This is a genomic window from Minwuia sp. (assembly GCF_048263705.1).
GTDB lineage: Bacteria > Pseudomonadota > Alphaproteobacteria > Minwuiales > Minwuiaceae > Minwuia.
Genome location: NZ_JBLXDV010000003.1, coordinates 225,260 through 242,595, shown reverse-complemented (window position 1 = coordinate 242,595; position 17,336 = coordinate 225,260). Strand labels below are relative to the sequence as shown.

Below are 17,336 nucleotides of genomic sequence, written 5' to 3'. Positions count from 1 at the left end.
TCAGGCCTCGCCGAATCCGGCATCGAACGCCATGCCGAAGCCTTCGCCCTGGCGCATCCGCCGGACCTGGGCCTGTCGGATGATGCCGACGTTGACAGTGCCCTCGGTGCTGGTCGCCTCGACCCGCGCCTTCCAGAGCCCGTGCACGATGATGACGTTGCGCACGAAGCCCCAGACCACGAAGAACAGCAGGAAAATCAGCAGGAAGCTGAAGAAGCCGGCAAAGGGGCTTCCGCTGCCGACGGAAAAGGCCCCCAGCATTGTGGCGATCAGCATCCCGGGGACGGCGATGATGATGCCTGCCAGCAGGAACGCGCGGACGTAGGCGGATATGAAGGTCATGGTGCGAATCCGGCCAATGAAGCGCAGATTGCCGATCGAAATGCCGCTGACGGCGACGTTGAACAGCCGCGCGCGCCAGAAGCCGTATGCCGCAGCGGCGATGAGTATGGCCACGCCGAACCCCGTTGCGAACGCGATAGCGCCCGCTTTCCCCATGTCGGCGATCCAGGACGGGAAGATGTCGCTCGCGGCCTCCGCGTCACCGGACATCGCTGCCGTGAAGCTGAACAGGAAGAGCGCGGCGATCGGGCCCAGCACCAGCAGGAAATAGCTGGCCCAGAGCGGCAGCCAGCCCCGGAGCAGCGGGCCTGCTTTCGCGCCGAAGCTGAACTGCTGGTCGCCGACGTGGCTCTGGCTGTAGGCATAGCCCTCGGTCTTCAGGATCAGCCACGGATAGCACAGCCCGGCAGTGACCACCGTCAGCAGGGATCGGGGGAACGCCATGCGCAGCAAGGTGCCGCGTGTTCCGCCCTGCCACAGCCGGATGCCCCGCCAAGAGGTCACGGCCAGCCAGTAGCGACGCACCGAATAGGTGATGTAGGCGAAGAAGGTCAGATAGAAGACCATGAAGACAAAGGACGAGACCGCGAAGATGACGCCGATCACGGCAGGATCTCCGGCGCTGACGGCGGCGTTGACCAGGGCTGTCTGAACGAACTGGAAGATCGCGTTGATGATGCCGAAGATCACGGTGATGATGATGAAGCCGAGGAATATCTGCCCGCCGGTGCCGTGATATTCCAGCGGCGAACCGTTCGCCGAGGTGTGCGACCACAGATAGCGCCGGATCCGCGTGCGCCCCCAGAACGAATAGATGCCGAAGGTGATGAAACTGAGAAGCGCATTGGTCAGCGCCAGCGAGGCGACGTCCTGCCAGCGTCCCTGATAGGTGAGTTCGATGCCTTCGTCCGGGGTTTCCTCGACGGACTCGGGCGGCAGTGTTTCGGCCGGGGGCGCGGCAGCCGGATCGACCTGGATCATGCCGTTCGAGAAGTCGGCGGGTTTGTCGTCCTGCATCCCCTTGCCCCCAAAGATCGTGTATCGCAATTCTATCGCACCGGGTTACGGCATCACTACTGGCACAGGGTGGCGCTTTTCGTACAGTCTCAATCGACGTAGGGTTGCAGACCAGCTTGGGGAGGTCTCGATGAACGATCAGTCACCGCGTCACGGGCGCAACGAACCGTCATCCATGTTCTTCTGGCCGACCGAGGACAGACCGATGGCGGCGCGCGGTGAGGGCATCTTCATCTGGGACGACGAGGGGCGGCGCTATGTCGATGCCTCCTGCGGACCGCAGACCACCAATATCGGGCACAACAACCGCTATGTCGTCGCGGCCATGCGGGCGCAGATGGATGACATCTGCTTTGCCTTCCGCTCCCACTTCAAGAACGGTCCGGCGGAGCGGCTGGCCGACCGTCTGGCCGATCTGGGCGCAGACCTGGGTCTGACGCGTGCGTTCTTCTGTTCCGGCGGTTCGGAGGCCGTCGAGGGAGCCATCAAACTGGCCCGTCAGTACGCGATCGCGAAGGGTGAGGCGACGCGCTACAAGATCATCTCACGGCTGCCGTCCTATCACGGTTCGACCCTGGGGGCGCTGTCGCTGACGGGCGACCCTCAGATGTTCGGCCCGTTCGCGCCCATGATGCAGACCCATCCGAAGATTCCCGCGCCCTTCGTGATCGAACGGCCGGACGGCGAGAGCGAAGACGCGGCGGCGCTCCGCTACGCGCTCATGCTGGAAGATGCGATCATCGCGCAGGGTGCCGAGACAGTGCTGGCCTTCATCGTCGAGCCGGTGGGCGGTGCCGCGACCGGCGGACTGGTCGCGCCTGACATCTATTACGAGAAGGTGCGCGAGATCTGCGACCGCTACGGTCTGCTGCTGATCTATGACGAGGTGATGTGCGGGTCGGGGCGGACGGGTAAATATCTTGCCGCCGAACACTGGAATGCGAAACCGGACATCATTGCCATGGCCAAGGGGCTGGCGGCGGGCTACGTGCCGCTGGGGGCGGTGCTGGCGCGGGGTGACATCGTGCAGGCTGTCGATGACGCTGGCGGCTATGCTCACGGCCACACCTACTCGGCGGGACCGCTGGCCTGTGCTGCGGGGCTGGCCGTGATGGACGTGTTGTTCCAGAACGACCTGATCGCCAACGCTGCGGCGAAAGGCCAGATCCTGAAGGCGAAACTGGAACGCCTGATGGACGAATTTCCCTTCATCGGCGAGGTGCGGGGGCGTGGCCTGATGCTGGGCTTCGACGTCATGGCGGACCGGAAGAAGCGCATCCCGCTGCCGCCTGAACTGAATGCGGGCCATGCCATCGCGCAGGCCTGCTACGACCGGGGGCTGATCATCTATTCCAGGCGCATGCTCGGCGGTGCGCGGGGCGATCATTTTCTGGTCACGCCGCCGCTGAACGTCACGTCGGAGGAGATCGATCTGATCATCGACCTGCTGCGACAGGGGCTGTCGGATTTTGCGCCGACCGCGCGGACGGCAATGCCATGAGTGTGAAGGGGAAGGTCATCCTGATCACGGGGGCGGCGAGCGGCATTGGCCGCGCCCTGGCGGACGGTTTCCATCGCGACGGCGCGATCATTGTCGGCGCGGATGTATCCGGCCAGGGCAACGACTGGCCGTTCGAGATGCAGATGTGCGACGTATCGATAAAGACCGAGATCGCCGGCCTCGTCCGCAGTGTGGCGCAGACCTACGGACGCCTGGACATGCTGTTCAACAACGCGGGGCTGGGGATTTGTGCGGGCATCGAGGACTATGCGGAAGACCAGTTCGAGCACCTGATCCGGGTCAACCTGTTCGGTCCCTATTATGGCATCCGCGCGGCCCTGCCGATCATGCGCAACCAGGGCGGCGGGCATATCGTCAACACGCTGTCGCGGGCAGCCGAAGTGGGCGGCAAGGGCTTTGCGGCCTATGGTGCCTCGAAAGCTGCGCTGTACACGCTGACCCGCAGCGCCGCGCGCGAGGCCATGGATGCCGGCGTTCTGGTCAACGGGCTGATTCCGGGACCGACGAAATCGGGCATGAACCCGAAAGCGCCGCAGGATCCTGCGGATGTCTATCCGACCGCTCGGTGGATGGCCGGTTTCAAACCGGATGGCCCGACGGGGCGCGTGTTCTGGAACGAACAGGAATACCGGATTTTTGATGAAGAGAACGTCGCATTCGACCGTGAGGTAAGACCCCGATGACCGAGATCCTGACAGACGTCGACCGCATGCTGATCGAGCGCGCCTGCGACCGGCTGGTCCAGCAATATTGCCACTTCGTCGATCGCGGCGAGGCGGTCCGGATTGCCGACCTGTTCACCGAAGATGGTGTCTGGACGTCGCCCGACAACACCATGACCGGCATCGATGAGATCCGGGCAGGATTTCAGCGTCGTCAGAATGCCACGCATCGCAGATCGCGTCATGTCTGCACCAATCTTCTGATCGACGTGCAGGATGCCGGGACGGCGACGGGCGTGGTCTATCTCACGCTCTACCGTCATGACGACAAGGCTGACGCGTCGGTCCGGCCGTCCGAAGTGCCCGAAATCGTCGGTGAATACCGTGACACATTCGTCCGGACCGATGACGGATGGCGGTTCAGCCGCCGCGAGATCGGTGTGGACTTTTCACGCGGAGCCTGATTGCAGGCAATCTGGCCGGATGATACATTCTGACCGGTCAAAATGACTGGAATGATGATGAAGCACGTTAGCGCGACCGAAGCGAAGGCCAGATTCTCGGAACTTCTTTCCGATGTCGAACGCGGAGAGAAGGTGCAGATCACACGGCACGGAAAGGTGGTCGCCACCTTGGTGCCTCAGAACGGTGATGAATCGGCTTCCGGACGCCAGGCAGCTGTCGAAGCCGTGCGCGCCTTCATGCGCCACAAGCCATCCCAGCGTGTCTCCGTCGCCGATATTCTTGAGATGCGCGATGAGGGTCGCCGGGTTTGACGGGGCTGGTGATTGATACGTCCGTCGTTGGTCCCTGGATACTGAGCGATGAAGAGAACGATCTGTCGATCAGGGTTCTGGGCATGCTCGAAGACCTTGAGGCCACAGTGCCGGCGATCTGGTTCTACGAAGTTGGCAATCTCATCCGGTCATCGTTCAGGCGAGGGCGTTTGACGGATGAAGAAACGCCGCAGGCGGTCGCCATGCTGACGAATCTGCCCATCGTTGAGGGAAAGAACGGAAGCCTGAACGAAATCATCCGCATCTGCCGAACCTGCGACCTTTCATTCTATGATGCCGCATATGTTGATCTTGCCCTGCGCGAGAAACTGCCGCTGGCAACGCTGGACCGGCGGCTTGCCGATGCCGCATCGGGGGCAGGCGTGGCATTGTTCGCCTGAGCGGGCTTCCCCGGCGTCGCCAAACATGCTCAATTTCAGTGCAACGAAGAACGGTCAGGGGAGCCGCACCGCATGCCGGTACTGAAATCCGAACTCAACACGCGATCCGACGCGTTCAAGGGCAATGCCGAATTCTGGCGGGGCGAAGTCGCGCGGCTGAAGGACCGCGTGGCGGAGATCAAGCTGGGCGGCGGTGAACGGTCCCGGCAGCGGCATCTGGAACGCGGCAAGATGCTGCCCCGCGACCGCATCCGCGCGCTGGTCGATCCGGGTGCGCCGTTCCTGGAGTTCAGCCAGCTTGCGGCCTTCGGTCAGTACGACGGGGAGGTGCCTTCCGGCGGCGTCATCACCGGTATCGGGCGCGTCTCGGGACTGGAATGCGTCATCGTCTGCAACGACGCGACGGTGAAGGGCGGCACCTACTACCGCGAGACCGTGAAGAAGCACATCCGGGCGCAGGAAGTCGCCATGGAGAACGGTCTGCCGTGCGTCTATCTGGTCGATTCGGGCGGTGCGAACCTGCCGCAGTGGCCCGATGTCTTCCCCGACAAGGAGCATTTCGGGCGCATCTTCTACAATCAGGCGAACATGTCCGCCGCCGGCATCCCTCAGATCGCCGTGGTCATGGGCAGTTGCACTGCGGGTGGTGCCTATGTGCCCGCCATGTCCGACGACGCGATCATCGTTCGCCAGCAGGGCACGATCTTCCTGGGCGGGCCGCCGCTGGTGAAGGCCGCGACGGGTGAAGTCGTCTCGGCAGAGGATCTGGGTGGCGCGGATGTGCATTCGCGCACCTCCGGCGTGACCGACCACTACGCCATGAACGACGCCCATGCGCTGGCCATCGCCCGCAACATCGTCGCCAACCTGAACCGGGTGAAGCCGGCCTCGATCAAGTTGGAGGCACCTGTCGCGCCAGCCTACGATCCGACGGAACTCTACGGCGTGCTGCCGAAGGATGTGCGGCAGCCCTACGATGTGCGCGAACTGATCGCACGCATGGTCGACGGGTCCGAATTCGACGAGTTCAAGAAGCTGTTCGGTCAGACTCTGGTCTGCGGCTTTGCCCGCATTCTGGGCTATCCCGTGGGCATCGTCGCCAACAACGGCATCCTGTTCTCGGAATCGGCCCAGAAGGGCGCGCATTTCATCGAACTGTGCAGCCAGCGTCATATCCCGCTGATCTTCCTGCAGAACATCTCCGGCTTCATGGTCGGACGAAAGTATGAGGCCGGCGGGATCGCCAAGGACGGCGCCAAGCTGGTGACGGCCGTCTCCACCACGAAGGTGCCCAAGTTCACCATGGTCGTCGGCGGCTCCTACGGGGCGGGCAACTATGGCATGTGCGGCCGTGCCTACGGACCGCGGTTCCTCTGGATGTGGCCCAGCGCGCGGCTGGCCCTGATGGGCCCCGAGCAGGCGGCGGGCGTGCTGGCGACGGTCACCCGCGCCAACTACGAACGCCAGGGCAAGGACTGGTCGGCGGCGGAAGAGGCCGAGTTCAAGCAGCCCATCATCGACCAGTTCGAGGAGCAGTCGGACCCGTATTTCGCGACCTCGCGGCTGTGGGACGACGGGCTGCTCGACCCGGTCGATGCGCGCATGACCCTCGGGCTTGCGATCTCGGCGGCGCTGAACCGGCCCGTCGAGGATACGAAATTCGGCGTGTTCAGGATGTGAGGCGGTACCATGGCTCTGTTTGAAAAAATCCTGATCGCGAACCGGGGCGAGATCGCCTGTCGCGTCATCCGTACGGCCCGCCGTATGGGCATCCGCACCGTCGCGGTCCACTCGGACGCCGACGCCAACGCCATGCACGTGCAGATGGCGGACGAAGCCTGCCGCATCGGCGAGGCTGAAGTGACGAAGAGCTATCTGCTGGGCGACGTCATCCTGGAGGCGGCAAGGCGCACCGGCGCGGAGGCCATCCATCCCGGTTATGGCTTCCTGTCGGAGAATGCGAAGTTCGCCGAGGCGGTGGAGAAGGCCGGGCTGACTTTCATCGGCCCGACGGCTGATTCCATCCGCCGGATGGGCCTGAAGGACGCCGCCAAGGCCATCATGGAAGAGGCCAATGTGCCCGTCGTGCCCGGCTATCACGGTGACGGGCAGGACCCCGCGGAACTGGCGAAGGAAGCCGAACGGATCGGCTATCCCGTGCTGATCAAGGCGGTCGCGGGCGGTGGCGGCAAGGGCATGCGCCGTGTCGATGCGGCCAAGGACTTCCAGAAGGCGCTGGAAGGCGCGCAGCGTGAGGCGAAGAACGCCTTCGGTGAGGAACGGGTGCTGATCGAGAAGTATCTGGTCAAGCCGCGCCATATCGAGGTGCAGGTCTTCGGCGACACCCACGGCAACGCGGTCTACGTGTTCGAGCGCGACTGTTCGATCCAGCGCCGCCACCAGAAGGTGATCGAGGAAGCCCCGGCACCCGGCATGACGGACGCGATGCGCAAGGCCATGGGTGAGGCGGCAGTCGCGGCCGCACGTGCCATCGATTATCGCGGCGCGGGCACCATCGAATTCATCGCTGACGTTTCCGAAGGGTTGAGAGAAGATCGCTTCTATTTCATGGAGATGAACACCCGTCTTCAAGTGGAACATCCGGTTTCCGAGATGATCTCGGGTCAGGATCTGGTGGAATGGCAGATCCGGGTCGCGGCGGGCGAGAAGCTGCCCCTGGCGCAGGAAGATCTCGCCATCAACGGTCATGCGGTCGAGGCACGTCTCTATGCGGAAAATCCGCAGCGCATGTTCCTGCCCGCCACCGGACGGCTGGATATGCTCCGCTTCCCCGATGAGGGCGAGGGCGTGCGCGTGGACACCGGCGTGCGGGAAGGCGACAGCGTCACGCCGTTCTACGACCCGATGATCGCCAAGCTGATCGCGCATGGCCGCGACCGCGCCGAGGCCAACCGCAAGCTGGCCGGGATGCTCGACCGGACCCGCGTGATCGGACTGACGACCAACGTGTTCTTCCTGAAGAAGGTCATCACCCATGCGGCCTTCGACAGGGCGGATCTGGATACCGGCTTCATCGAACGGTTCGAGGCGGACCTGATTCCGCCGAAGGCCGAACCCGATGCCCGTTCGATGGCGCTGGGGGTGCTGGCGATCCTCGCCGAGCGGCAGGCCGCGCATACGGCATCCCATGACGGCGATCCCTTCAGCCCGTGGGATGCCATCGACGGCTGGCGGCTGAACGACGAGGGCCGGGAGGTCGTCAAACTGCGCCATGGCGAGACGGAGACCGATGTCCTCGTGCACTATCAGGCGGGTGGCGGTCTGAAGGTCGATGCGGGCGGCGAGAGCTGGCAGGCGAGCTTCGCGCGTCAGCAGCGCGGTGAGCTGACGGCGACCTTGAACGGCGACCGCGCGGCACTGGCCTATCACCTGAATGCGCCGTCACTGACCCTGATCCACGACGGCGCGCTGCTGGCGTTCCATGTCGTTGATCCGATGGAAGCCGACATGGGCGACGAAGGGGTGGGTGGGGCGATCACGGCACCGCTGCCGGGCAAGATCATCAAGGTTTCGGTCAAGCCCGGCGACGACGTGAAGAAGGGCGATCCGCTGATGATCCTCGAAGCCATGAAGATGGAACACACCATCTCGGCCTCGACCGCGGGCAAGGTGGCGGAAGTCAACTTCGCCGAAGGCGATCAGGTGGAAGAGGGCACGACCCTCATCGCGCTGGAGACGGCGTAGTCCTCAGGGCTGATGCTCCGGCCCCAGCGGGCCAAGGCGGACCCCCGCGCGCAGGTTGCGGTAGGGGTTCTTGATCGGGCGATCGATGAAGGCACCGGGCGCTTCGGCGATGATGATCGTCTCGGCGATGTCCGTGAAATCGCCCCGGAAGTGCACCGATGACTTCAGGCCCAGGATCTTCACCTCCTCGGGTTCGATGCCGATGTGGCGAAACATTTCCTTGTCGGCGGCCTGCATCCGGTTCTCGCAGACCACCACGCGCACGCCGCCGGTTTCCAGAACGGCGGTCAGGCCCAGATTGGCGTTCGTGCCGCCGTAGAACGGTCCGGTGCACAGGAACTTGCCGTCGGACAGGGCGACGACCGTGTAATCGGCCTCGAAGGGCGGATCGCCTGCCGTGAACAGTTTGCCGCCCAGCGCCAGCCGCAGGGTGGCGCCGACGCCCGCCTCGTGCGCGGCCTGTGCGGCCTCGGGATCGGTCAGATGGCCGAGCACGGCACCGCGCGCCTCGCCCTCGACCAGGGCGCGCAGCAGGCCGGTCGTGTCCGAGGTGCCGCCCGCGCCCGAATTGTCCTGTGCATCGCACAGCACGATGGTTTTGGTCGCCGAGTTGGACAGCCGCCGTGCCTCGGCCACCGCCGCGCCGGGTTCCAGCATCGGTTCAGCGAATTCGCCCTCGCGCGACAGCACATAGTCGGCGATCTCGCGGGCGGCAGCGTCCGCGCTTTCCTGATCGTCGGCATAGGCCACGATGGCGGGCCCGCATTCATGGATGTCGGCGGGGTGAAAGCCGGGTGTGTAGCTGGTCGATGACACATTGCCGGTTTCGAGCTTCGCCACCAGTTCGTAGACGGACTTCGATGGCTCGACCATCGTGCACTGACCGGTGAGCGGCGGCAGGAAATCCAGCTTGATGAAGGCCTTCGCCTGCTTCGGCAGGCCGTTCAGCATGCGGTCGAGATGCTGCGCCGAGCGCCGCCCGGTCTCGGCCATGTCGATGTGCGGATAGGTGCGGTAGGCGATCAGCGCGTCCGAAAGTGCCACCATGCGTTCGGTGATGTTCACATGCAGGTCCAGGCTGACGACAACGGGGATGTCGCCGCCGATCCGGGCGCGCAGCCGCTCCAGCAGTTCGCCTTCGCCGTCCTCATGGTGCTCGGCGACCATCGCGCCGTGCAGGTCCAGATAGACCGCATCGATCCCGCTGTCGGCCGCAGCGCCGATGCCGTCGACGATCATCTTCGTGATCCGCTCGTAGGCGTCCTCGGTGACGTATCCAGCAGGCACCGCGGCAGACCAGCAGACCGGCACCAGGTCGTGGCCCTGCTTCTGCGCCTCGGTGATGAAGCCGCCCGTGCCGATGTTGATCGGCGGGAAGACCGTCAGCATCGCCTCACCGGCGGTCAGCCCGGGCCAGCCCTCGCTGCGGGCGAAATGTTCATAGGTGGTCAGGACCGGGGCGAACGTGTTGGTTTCATGCATGAAACCGGCGATGGCGATTCTGGCCATGGGGCAGGACTCCTCAGGCGGGTTCGGTGCGGCCTTCGATGACATCGAGGGCGGCGAGCAGGAAACTGTTCAGGTCTTCGGCGACGTGGTGGATGTGTTCCCCTTCGGACGCTTCGAAGCTCCACTCCGAAATGCCGGGAATCCAGACCGTGGTCATGCCGATCTCGTGGGCGGGTGCCAGGTTGCGGGCCATGTCCTCGAACATGGCGGCGCTCTTCGGCTGTATGTCGTGCTTCTCGACGAACTGGTGGTATGGCTCGACGTGCTTCTTGGGCATGTAATCGGAATGCACGATGTCGAAGATGCCTTCGAAGCATTTGTCGATGCCCAGATGGGTCATGATGTTCATGGCGTGATCGACCGAGCCGTTGGTGAAGATCAGGCGGCGGCCCGGCAGCCGTTCCAGTATCACGGGCAGTTCGGGATTGGGGGGGATCGGCGACAGGTCGATCTTGTGGACATAGTCGAGAAAGTCCTTCGGATCGATGCCGTGATGGTCGATCAGACCCTTCAGCGTCGTGCCGTGGGACATGAAATATCCCTTCTGCAGCCGGTGCGCCTCATCCTCCTCGACCTTCAGCAGATCGCAGATGAAATAGCGCATCCGGTCCGAAACCTGTGAGAACAGGTCCGAACTGGCCGGATAGAGCGTGTTGTCGAGATCGAAGACCCAGGTATCGATGTGGCGAAGATCGGGCGCGGTGCTGGTACGTTTCTGCATCTGGCCGTTATAGCCGAGGCGGGTGGGGCGAGGGCAACGATTAACCGTCGATTAGGCAATTTCTGCGACCGTTGCGATCTCTCTGTGGAAGCAACGGAGTCTGCCTGTGGCCGACGACAAGCGCACTGCCAACCCTGACTACAGCGCCGCTGCGCCCGTGCTGAGCAGCACCGATGCCGCCGCACGGCAGGCCCTGGCCACCAATCCGGATACGCAGCCGGAGGTGCTCTACTATCTGGTCGACGATGAAGACCAGCACGTCCGGCTGGCGGTCGCGGGCAATGAATCGACGCCCGGGCAGGCCAACCTCATCCTTGTCGAGGATGAGGACGACGAGGTTCGCGTGGAACTGGCGCGCAAGATCGGGCGGCTGATGCCCGGTCTGAAACAGACCCGGCAGACCAAACTGCGTGAAATGACCATTCAGGCGCTGGAGCGACTCGCCGAGGATCAACTGCCCGTGGTGCGCGCGGCCCTGTCCGAGACCATCAAGGCGATGCCCGATGTGCCGAAGGATGTGATCCTGCAACTCGCGCGCGACGTGGAGGAGATCGTCTCCGCGCCCGTGCTCGAATATTCGCCGCTGCTGAACGATGCCGATCTGGTGGAACTGATGGCCGCGGGTGTCACGCTGGGTGCGTTGCCTGCGATCGCGCGCCGGCACGGCATCGGCGAAGCGGTGAGCGACGCGGTCGTTGCCAGTGCCGACATGCCGTCCATCGCGGCGCTGCTGCGCAACAAGTCTGCGAAAATCCAGGAAGAGACCCTGGACGGCGTGGCCTTCGATGCGGAGAAGATCGAGGAACTGCATGAGCCGCTGACCGTGCGACCGGAACTGTCGCAACGGGCCATGCGCCGCATCTCCAGCTTCATTTCCCGCGCGCTGCTGAACCAGCTTTCCGACCGGGGCGGTCTGGACAACCGCACGCGGCGCGTGATCGCCGAGGCCGTCAGCGAACGGCTGGCCGAAGATCGCGATGCCGACACGAAACTGGACGCCGACTTCGCCGATCACCTGGCCTCGCAGGGCAAGCTGAACGATGAGGTGATCCAGGGGGCCATCGAGAAGAACCGGCGCAGCTTCGTGGTCCATGCGCTCGCTCTGATGTCCGAACGGTCGGACGCCGGGGTCGAGAAGATCCTGAAGATGCGCAACGGCAAGGCGACCACCGCGCTGGTCTATCAGGCCGGACTGTCGATGCGTACGGCGCTGCTGATGCAGCAGCGGATTGCCAAGGTCTCGCCCAGCCAGATCGTGCCTGCGCGCAATGGGGTCGATTTCCCGATGACGCCGGACGAGATGGATATCCAGATCGCGCACATCACCGACTGAAATCCGTTGATCGGCGGTCCGCGCTGCCTGAAACTCGGATGATGACGGATCGCAAAGCCTTCGTGACCGGTGGCACCGGATTTCTGGGACAGAACCTGATCGAGCAGCTCGCCGACGCGGGCTGGCAGATCACGGCCCTTCACCGTCCCGATGCGGACACAGCTTTCCTGGAAGCACACGACGTCGATCTGGTAGCGGGCGATGTGACCGACCGGGACTCGATCGTCGCGGCCATGCCCGACGGGTGCGATGCCGTGTTTCACGTCGCTGCCATGACATCCATGTGGAAGAAGCAGGCCGCCGAACAGAAGGCGGTCAATGTCGACGGGACAGCGAGTGTCGTGCACGCGGCGCTGAAACGCGGGGCGGGACGGCTGGTCCATACCTCGACCTGGAACGTCTATGACTGGTCGGATGAACGGATCTCGGAAGAGACGCCCAAGGCGGGGACATCATCCTGGATCAGCTACAACCGGACCAAGCATGAGGCCGAAGAGGTCGTTCTGGACGCGGTTGCAAACGACGGTCTTGATGCGGTGATCCTGAACCCGAGCCATATTCTGGGCCGCCACGACCGCCACAACTGGGCCCGGCTGGTGGCGATGGCGGCCATGGGACGGCTGCCCGGGGTGCCGCCGGGCGCGGGCGACTTCGCCCATGGCGAGGCCGTGGCGCGGGCGCACATCGCGGCCGTGGAAAAAGGCAGGTCCGGCGAGAATTACCTGCTGGGTGGACCGCATGCGACGTTCCTGGAACTGGTTCACCTGGTCGCCGGTCTGGCCGGGCAGCCGAAGGTGCCGCGCTCCCCGACACCCGCCTTCATGCTGCGCACGATGGGGCGCATCGAGGAGAGCGTCGCCGCCTTCACGGGGCGCCAGCCCCAGGTCACGCCTGAGGCCGTCGAGATGGTCTGCAGCCGCGTGACCATTGCCTCGAGCAGGGCGGAGGACGAACTCGACTACGCGCCGTCGTCCCTCAGAACCGCCGTCAACGATTGCTACAAATGGCTGATGAAGGTGAACCTGATCAGGTGACCGTTCTCATCCGGCGCGTTTCAGCGCGTCGTCGATCAGCGGCAGCCGGTCCTGACCGAAATACATGTCCGCGTCGTTGATGAACATGGTCGGGCTGCCGAATCCGCCCCGGTCGATCACTTCCTGCGTGTAGTTCTTCAGCCGCTGCTTGATGCCGGGATCGGCGCAACGTTCGACCACGGACGCGGCGTCCAGACCGACCGCCTCGGCGCATTGCGCCACCACGTCCTCCTGGCTGATATCCAGATCGCGGCCCCAGTAGGCATCGCAGATCTCGATTGCGAACGGTTCGACCTTGCCGTCGTCCAGCGCCGCGATGCAGGCACGCATGGCCTTCACCGAGTTGACCGGAAAGATCGACGGCCAGTTGATCGTCACTTCATGGTAGGCGGCCCAGTTCATCAGGTCCTTGCGCATGTAGCGGTATTTGGGATGGTCCGGATTGGCGCGGTTCTCATAAACCTGCTTGTTCACCTGATTGAACACGCCGCCGACCAGGATCGGACGCCAGACCAGCTCGGCGTCGTGCCTGCGTGCGACATCGCCGATCTTCGCGATCGCCAGATATGTCCACGGTGACGAACAGTCGAAAAACACCTCAAGCCTGGCCATCTGCAAACCTCCCCTTTTGCTGCAACGGATTCTCACTATTCTAGCGCGACGTTACAGGGGAGGAGACCAGAATATGCATCCAGGGATCAACGGTGCCGAGCGGCCCGACAAACCGGCCTACATCATGGCATCCACCGGTGAGGTGGTGACCCATGGCGATCTGGACAGGCGGTCGAACAAGGGCGCGCACTATTTCCGGTCTCTGGGTTTGCAGCACGGCGACGCCATCGCGATCTGCATGGAGAACAACCGGCACTTCCTTGAGATCTGCTGGGCGGCGCATCGCGCCGGGCTCTACTACGCGTGCACGTCGTCGTACCTGACCGCACCGGAAGTCGCCTATATCGTCAACGACTGCGCGGCACAGGTCTTCATCTCGTCGGTCGCAAAGGCGGATGTCGCGAAGGACGTGCCGGTCCAGACGCCGAATATCCATACCTGCCTGATGGTCGGTGACCCGATCGAGGGATTCGAGGACTGGGACGCCGCCATCGCCGACATGCCGGACACGCCCATCGCCGATGAATGGGAAGGGCACGACATGCTCTACTCATCCGGCACGACCGGACGACCGAAGGGCATCAAGATCGATCTGGAGAACCGGAAACTGGGCGAGGTGCGCCCGTCGATGCAGGCGATCATGGCGCTCTACGGCATCAGCGAGGAGACCATCTACCTCTCGCCCGCGCCGCTCTATCACGCGGCCCCGCTGCGCTACAACCTGCTGATGAACCGGGTGGGCGCGACGACGATCATCATGGAACGCTTCGACCCGGAACGGGCACTGCAACTGATCGAGGAGCACCGGGTCACCCACAGCCAGTGGGTGCCGACCATGTTCGTGCGCTTCATGAAACTGCCCGAGGAGGTCCGCGCAAAATACGATGTGTCGTCGATGAAGGTGGCCATCCACGCCGCCGCGCCGTGCCCTGTCGAGGTCAAGCAGGCGATGATGGACTGGTGGGGACCGGTGATCTACGAATATTACGCGGGCACGGAAGGTTCGGGCTTCGTCGCCGCCAATCCGCAGGAATGGCTCGCGCATCCGGGCACCGTCGGGCGCGCGATCGTCGGTGAGCTGAAGATCATGGATCAGGACAATCCCGAGATCGAGGTGCCGCAGGGCGAGATCGGTCAGATCTTCTTCGCCAACGGACCCGCCTTTGCCTACCACAATGACGCGCAGAAGACTGCCGAAAGCCGGAATTCCAAAGGCTGGACGACACTCGGTGACATCGGATATCTGACCGACGATGGCTTCCTGCACCTGACTGACCGCAAGGCGTTCATGATCATCTCCGGCGGCGTGAACATCTATCCCCAGGAGATCGAGGACCGGCTGATCACCCATCCTGACGTGATGGATGCGGCGGTCATCGGCGTTCCGGACAAGGATTTCGGCGAGGCCGTCAAGGGTGTGGTGCAACTGAAGAACACCACGCACGCGGGCGACGCAATGGCGGAGAAGCTGATCGCCTGGTGCCGCGCCGAACTCAGCGCCATCAAGACACCGAAAAGCATCGACTTCATGGACGAACTGCCGCGCCACGCCAACGGCAAGCTCTACAAGCGCCTGCTGAAGGACCGTTACTGGGGCAAGAAGGACAGCCGGATCATCTGATCCGGCTTCCTCCCGGCGTCAGACAGGCAGCGGACCCGATCCGGGCTGCGGGGCACCGGTCTTCGGGTTGGGGCCGAACCTGTTGTCGCCTTCCTCGCTGTCGAAGCAGGCGAAGACGATCAGGACGACCATACCAATCAGCGGGATCAGGCCGATCAGGATCCACCAGCCGGATTTTCCGATGTCGTGCAGACGCCGCACGGTCACGGCAATCGACGGGACCAGTATGGCAAGCGAATAGATCGAACTGAGGATCGGCTGTGTCGGGACACCGTTGGGGTCGATGGTGCCGAATCCCAGCATCCGGTCGATGAAGGTCAGGATGAAGCTGATGATCAAATTGATCAGCACGAACATCCAGTATTCCTTCCGACGCGAACGTCCGCTGAAGACCGCGAACTTCTTCCAAGCCATCAGATACCAGTTCATCGTGACCTCCTGAATCGAGACAGAGCGAAAATGCTACGCGCTTTCCGGGGTTTTGCAACCTGCGGTGCGCGTCAGCATTCCGGCACGGTTACCGGGATCTGCAGCGCAAGTCCGCCTTTCGAGGTCTCCTTGTAGGTCGCCATCATGTCGCGCCCGGTCTCGCGCATGGTGTCGATGACCTGATCCAGGCTGACGAAGTGTTCGCCGTCGCCCTTCAGCGCCAGCCGTGCGGCGTTGATCGCCTTTACCGCGCCCATGGTGTTGCGTTCGATGCAGGGCACCTGCACCAGGCCGCCGATGGGATCGCAGGTCAGGCCCAGATTGTGCTCCATGCCGATCTCAGCGGCGTTCTCCACCTGCTTGACGTTGCCGCCCAGGACTTCGGTCAGCGCGCCGGCGGCCATCGAACAGGCAACACCCACCTCGCCCTGGCATCCGACCTCGGCCGCCGAGATCGAGGCATTCATCTTGTAGAGCGCGCCGATGGCGGCGGCCGTCAGCAGGAACCGTGCGATGCCTTCGTCATTCGCGCCCGGCACGAAGCGGACGTAATAGGCGAGGACGGCGGGAATGACGCCCGCCGCGCCGTTCGTCGGTGCCGTCACGACGCGCCCGCCCGCAGCATTCTCCTCGTTCACGGCCAATGCGTAGAGGTTGATCCAGTCCATCACGGTCAGCGGATCGCGGAGTGAAGCTTCCGGCTTTTCGATCAGGCTCTCGCGGATCGCCTTGGCGCGGCGGCGCACTTTCAGGGCACCGGGCAGCAGACCGCCTTCGCGGCAGCCGCGCTCGATCGCGTCCTCCATGATGTTCCAGATGCCCACCAGCCGCTCGCGCACGGCACCATCGGGGTTGAGGGCGCGTTCGTTCAGCCGCATGGCTTCCGAGATGGGAATGTCGTCTGCCAGACAGTGCGCCAGCAGTTCCGCCGCGCTGGCGAACTCGTAGGGCACCTTGACGTTGTGTCCGGCCAGAGGCGGCGCGTCGCCCTGCATCTCGGCCTGATCCTGCACGAAGCCGCCCCCGACCGAGAACAGCGTCTCCTCCGCCAGCTTCGCGCCGTCGACATCGAAGGCGTGGAAGATCATGCCGTTGGGATGTTCCGGCAGCATCTCGTTGACCAGAAAGTCGAGATCGGTGCGGGGATCGAAATCGATCTCGCGACCGCCGTTCAGGAGCAGTTTTTTGTATTGGCGGACGTTGAAGACCAGCGTGTCCGCGGTTTCGGGCCTGACGGTGTCGGGGATCTCGCCGGCCAGTCCCAGAATCAATGCCTTGTCGGTCGCGTGGCCCAGACCCGTCAGCGCCAGCGATCCGTAAAGGTCAACGCGGATGCGTGCGACCAGGTCCAGAACGCCGTGATCCTGCAACCGGCTGAGAAACCGATGGGCCGCCCACATCGGCCCGACCGTATGGGAACTGGATGGCCCGATACCGACCTTGAACAGATCGAATACGCTGATCGCCATGTCTGTTTCCCTTTCATGTTCTCCGGACGTCGTGTCGCCACCGACTTGTAGCCGCTGGCGCATTTCCCTGACGCGAAATCTGCGTCGGAGAAGGCACGGGAAAACGACATGTTAACCACTTTCTGCGTGTGCTATTCAGGTTTTCCCGATCAAAGCGCACGACAGATCCTAATCAGGAGCCGC

Annotated in this window: 16 protein-coding genes; 10 read left to right on the top strand and 6 right to left on the bottom strand. The window is 63.6% G+C overall.

Annotated elements, in window-relative coordinates; genetic code table 11:
- Complete coding sequence (locus tag ACN0X7_RS06000; protein WP_417515137.1) at positions 1 to 1,359, bottom strand: YjgN family protein; 1,359 nt, start codon at positions 1,357 to 1,359, stop codon at positions 1 to 3.
- Positions 1,360 to 1,489: 130 nt separating this feature from the next.
- Between ACN0X7_RS06000 and ACN0X7_RS05995 the strand changes: the two genes are divergently transcribed.
- The 7 genes from ACN0X7_RS05995 to ACN0X7_RS05965 all read left to right on the top strand — a co-directional run bounded on the left by ACN0X7_RS05995 (position 1,490) and on the right by ACN0X7_RS05965 (position 8,425).
- A complete protein-coding gene (locus ACN0X7_RS05995; protein ID WP_417515135.1) occupies positions 1,490 to 2,860 on the top strand; it encodes an aspartate aminotransferase family protein in 1,371 nt (456 codons plus the stop codon).
- Positions 2,857 to 3,564, top strand: a complete 708-nt coding sequence (locus ACN0X7_RS05990) for an SDR family NAD(P)-dependent oxidoreductase (RefSeq protein ID WP_417515133.1) — start codon at positions 2,857 to 2,859, stop codon at positions 3,562 to 3,564. The genes ACN0X7_RS05995 and ACN0X7_RS05990 overlap by 4 nt, the downstream gene beginning before the upstream one ends.
- Entirely contained in the window at positions 3,561 to 4,007 is a 447-nt protein-coding gene (locus tag ACN0X7_RS05985) for a nuclear transport factor 2 family protein (protein ID WP_417515131.1), read from the top strand. The genes ACN0X7_RS05990 and ACN0X7_RS05985 overlap by 4 nt, the downstream gene beginning before the upstream one ends.
- 57 nt (positions 4,008 to 4,064) lie before the next feature.
- Positions 4,065 to 4,319 carry a type II toxin-antitoxin system Phd/YefM family antitoxin gene (locus ACN0X7_RS05980; RefSeq protein ID WP_417515129.1) on the top strand — a complete coding sequence of 85 codons (255 nt, stop codon included), beginning with the start codon at positions 4,065 to 4,067 and terminating at the stop codon, positions 4,317 to 4,319.
- Entirely contained in the window at positions 4,316 to 4,720 is a 405-nt protein-coding gene (locus ACN0X7_RS05975) for a type II toxin-antitoxin system VapC family toxin (protein WP_417515127.1), read from the top strand. The genes ACN0X7_RS05980 and ACN0X7_RS05975 overlap by 4 nt, the downstream gene beginning before the upstream one ends.
- Positions 4,721 to 4,792: 72 nt before the next feature.
- Complete coding sequence (locus ACN0X7_RS05970; RefSeq protein WP_417515125.1) at positions 4,793 to 6,400, top strand: carboxyl transferase domain-containing protein; 1,608 nt, start codon at positions 4,793 to 4,795, stop codon at positions 6,398 to 6,400.
- Between the two features lie 15 nt (positions 6,401 to 6,415).
- Positions 6,416 to 8,425, top strand: coding sequence for an acetyl/propionyl/methylcrotonyl-CoA carboxylase subunit alpha (locus ACN0X7_RS05965; protein WP_417515580.1), 2,010 nt, complete (start codon positions 6,416 to 6,418; stop codon positions 8,423 to 8,425).
- Positions 8,426 to 8,428: 3 nt separating this feature from the next.
- Here ACN0X7_RS05965 and ACN0X7_RS05960 read toward each other — a convergent pair whose 3' ends face one another.
- Together ACN0X7_RS05960 and ACN0X7_RS05955 are read right to left on the bottom strand one after the other, a co-directional pair.
- Positions 8,429 to 9,934, bottom strand: coding sequence for a M81 family metallopeptidase (locus ACN0X7_RS05960; protein ID WP_417515123.1), 1,506 nt, complete (start codon positions 9,932 to 9,934; stop codon positions 8,429 to 8,431).
- 13 nt (positions 9,935 to 9,947) lie between these two features.
- Complete coding sequence (locus tag ACN0X7_RS05955; RefSeq protein WP_417515121.1) at positions 9,948 to 10,655, bottom strand: pyrimidine 5'-nucleotidase; 708 nt, start codon at positions 10,653 to 10,655, stop codon at positions 9,948 to 9,950.
- Positions 10,656 to 10,761: 106 nt separating this feature from the next.
- Here ACN0X7_RS05955 and ACN0X7_RS05950 point away from each other — a divergent pair, with 106 nt between their 5' ends.
- A complete protein-coding gene (locus ACN0X7_RS05950; protein ID WP_417515119.1) occupies positions 10,762 to 11,988 on the top strand; it encodes a DUF2336 domain-containing protein in 1,227 nt (408 codons plus the stop codon).
- Positions 11,989 to 12,029: 41 nt separating this feature from the next.
- On the top strand, positions 12,030 to 13,022 hold the full coding sequence (locus ACN0X7_RS05945; RefSeq protein ID WP_417515117.1) for an NAD-dependent epimerase/dehydratase family protein: 993 nt from the start codon (positions 12,030 to 12,032) through the stop codon (positions 13,020 to 13,022).
- A 6-nt stretch (positions 13,023 to 13,028) separates the two neighbouring features.
- Here ACN0X7_RS05945 and ACN0X7_RS05940 read toward each other — a convergent pair whose 3' ends face one another.
- On the bottom strand, positions 13,029 to 13,634 hold the full coding sequence (locus ACN0X7_RS05940) for a 2-hydroxychromene-2-carboxylate isomerase (RefSeq protein WP_417515115.1): 606 nt from the start codon (positions 13,632 to 13,634) through the stop codon (positions 13,029 to 13,031).
- A 73-nt stretch (positions 13,635 to 13,707) separates the two neighbouring features.
- Between ACN0X7_RS05940 and ACN0X7_RS05935 the strand changes: the two genes are divergently transcribed.
- On the top strand, positions 13,708 to 15,255 hold the full coding sequence (locus ACN0X7_RS05935; protein ID WP_417515113.1) for an AMP-binding protein: 1,548 nt from the start codon (positions 13,708 to 13,710) through the stop codon (positions 15,253 to 15,255).
- A gap of 18 nt (positions 15,256 to 15,273) precedes the next feature.
- On the opposite strand, the gene ACN0X7_RS05930 is transcribed toward ACN0X7_RS05935, so the two are convergent.
- Both ACN0X7_RS05930 and ACN0X7_RS05925 read right to left on the bottom strand, forming a co-directional pair.
- Entirely contained in the window at positions 15,274 to 15,684 is a 411-nt protein-coding gene (locus ACN0X7_RS05930; protein WP_417515111.1) for a DUF805 domain-containing protein, read from the bottom strand.
- 71 nt (positions 15,685 to 15,755) lie between these two features.
- Complete coding sequence (locus ACN0X7_RS05925) at positions 15,756 to 17,153, bottom strand: L-serine ammonia-lyase (protein ID WP_417515109.1); 1,398 nt, start codon at positions 17,151 to 17,153, stop codon at positions 15,756 to 15,758.
- Positions 17,154 to 17,336: the final 183 nt, after the last annotated feature.

Coding starts and splice junctions, on each gene's coding strand:
- ACN0X7_RS06000 (WP_417515137.1), bottom strand. CDS start 1,359: ATGCAGGACGACAAACCCGCCGACTTCTCGAACGGCATGATCCAGGTC.
- ACN0X7_RS05995 (WP_417515135.1), top strand. CDS start 1,490: ATGAACGATCAGTCACCGCGTCACGGGCGCAACGAACCGTCATCCATG.
- ACN0X7_RS05990 (WP_417515133.1), top strand. CDS start 2,857: ATGAGTGTGAAGGGGAAGGTCATCCTGATCACGGGGGCGGCGAGCGGC.
- ACN0X7_RS05985 (WP_417515131.1), top strand. CDS start 3,561: ATGACCGAGATCCTGACAGACGTCGACCGCATGCTGATCGAGCGCGCC.
- ACN0X7_RS05980 (WP_417515129.1), top strand. CDS start 4,065: ATGAAGCACGTTAGCGCGACCGAAGCGAAGGCCAGATTCTCGGAACTT.
- ACN0X7_RS05970 (WP_417515125.1), top strand. CDS start 4,793: ATGCCGGTACTGAAATCCGAACTCAACACGCGATCCGACGCGTTCAAG.
- ACN0X7_RS05960 (WP_417515123.1), bottom strand. CDS start 9,934: ATGGCCAGAATCGCCATCGCCGGTTTCATGCATGAAACCAACACGTTC.
- ACN0X7_RS05955 (WP_417515121.1), bottom strand. CDS start 10,655: ATGCAGAAACGTACCAGCACCGCGCCCGATCTTCGCCACATCGATACC.
- ACN0X7_RS05945 (WP_417515117.1), top strand. CDS start 12,030: ATGACGGATCGCAAAGCCTTCGTGACCGGTGGCACCGGATTTCTGGGA.
- ACN0X7_RS05940 (WP_417515115.1), bottom strand. CDS start 13,634: ATGGCCAGGCTTGAGGTGTTTTTCGACTGTTCGTCACCGTGGACATAT.
- ACN0X7_RS05935 (WP_417515113.1), top strand. CDS start 13,708: ATGCATCCAGGGATCAACGGTGCCGAGCGGCCCGACAAACCGGCCTAC.
- ACN0X7_RS05930 (WP_417515111.1), bottom strand. CDS start 15,684: ATGAACTGGTATCTGATGGCTTGGAAGAAGTTCGCGGTCTTCAGCGGA.
- ACN0X7_RS05925 (WP_417515109.1), bottom strand. CDS start 17,153: ATGGCGATCAGCGTATTCGATCTGTTCAAGGTCGGTATCGGGCCATCC.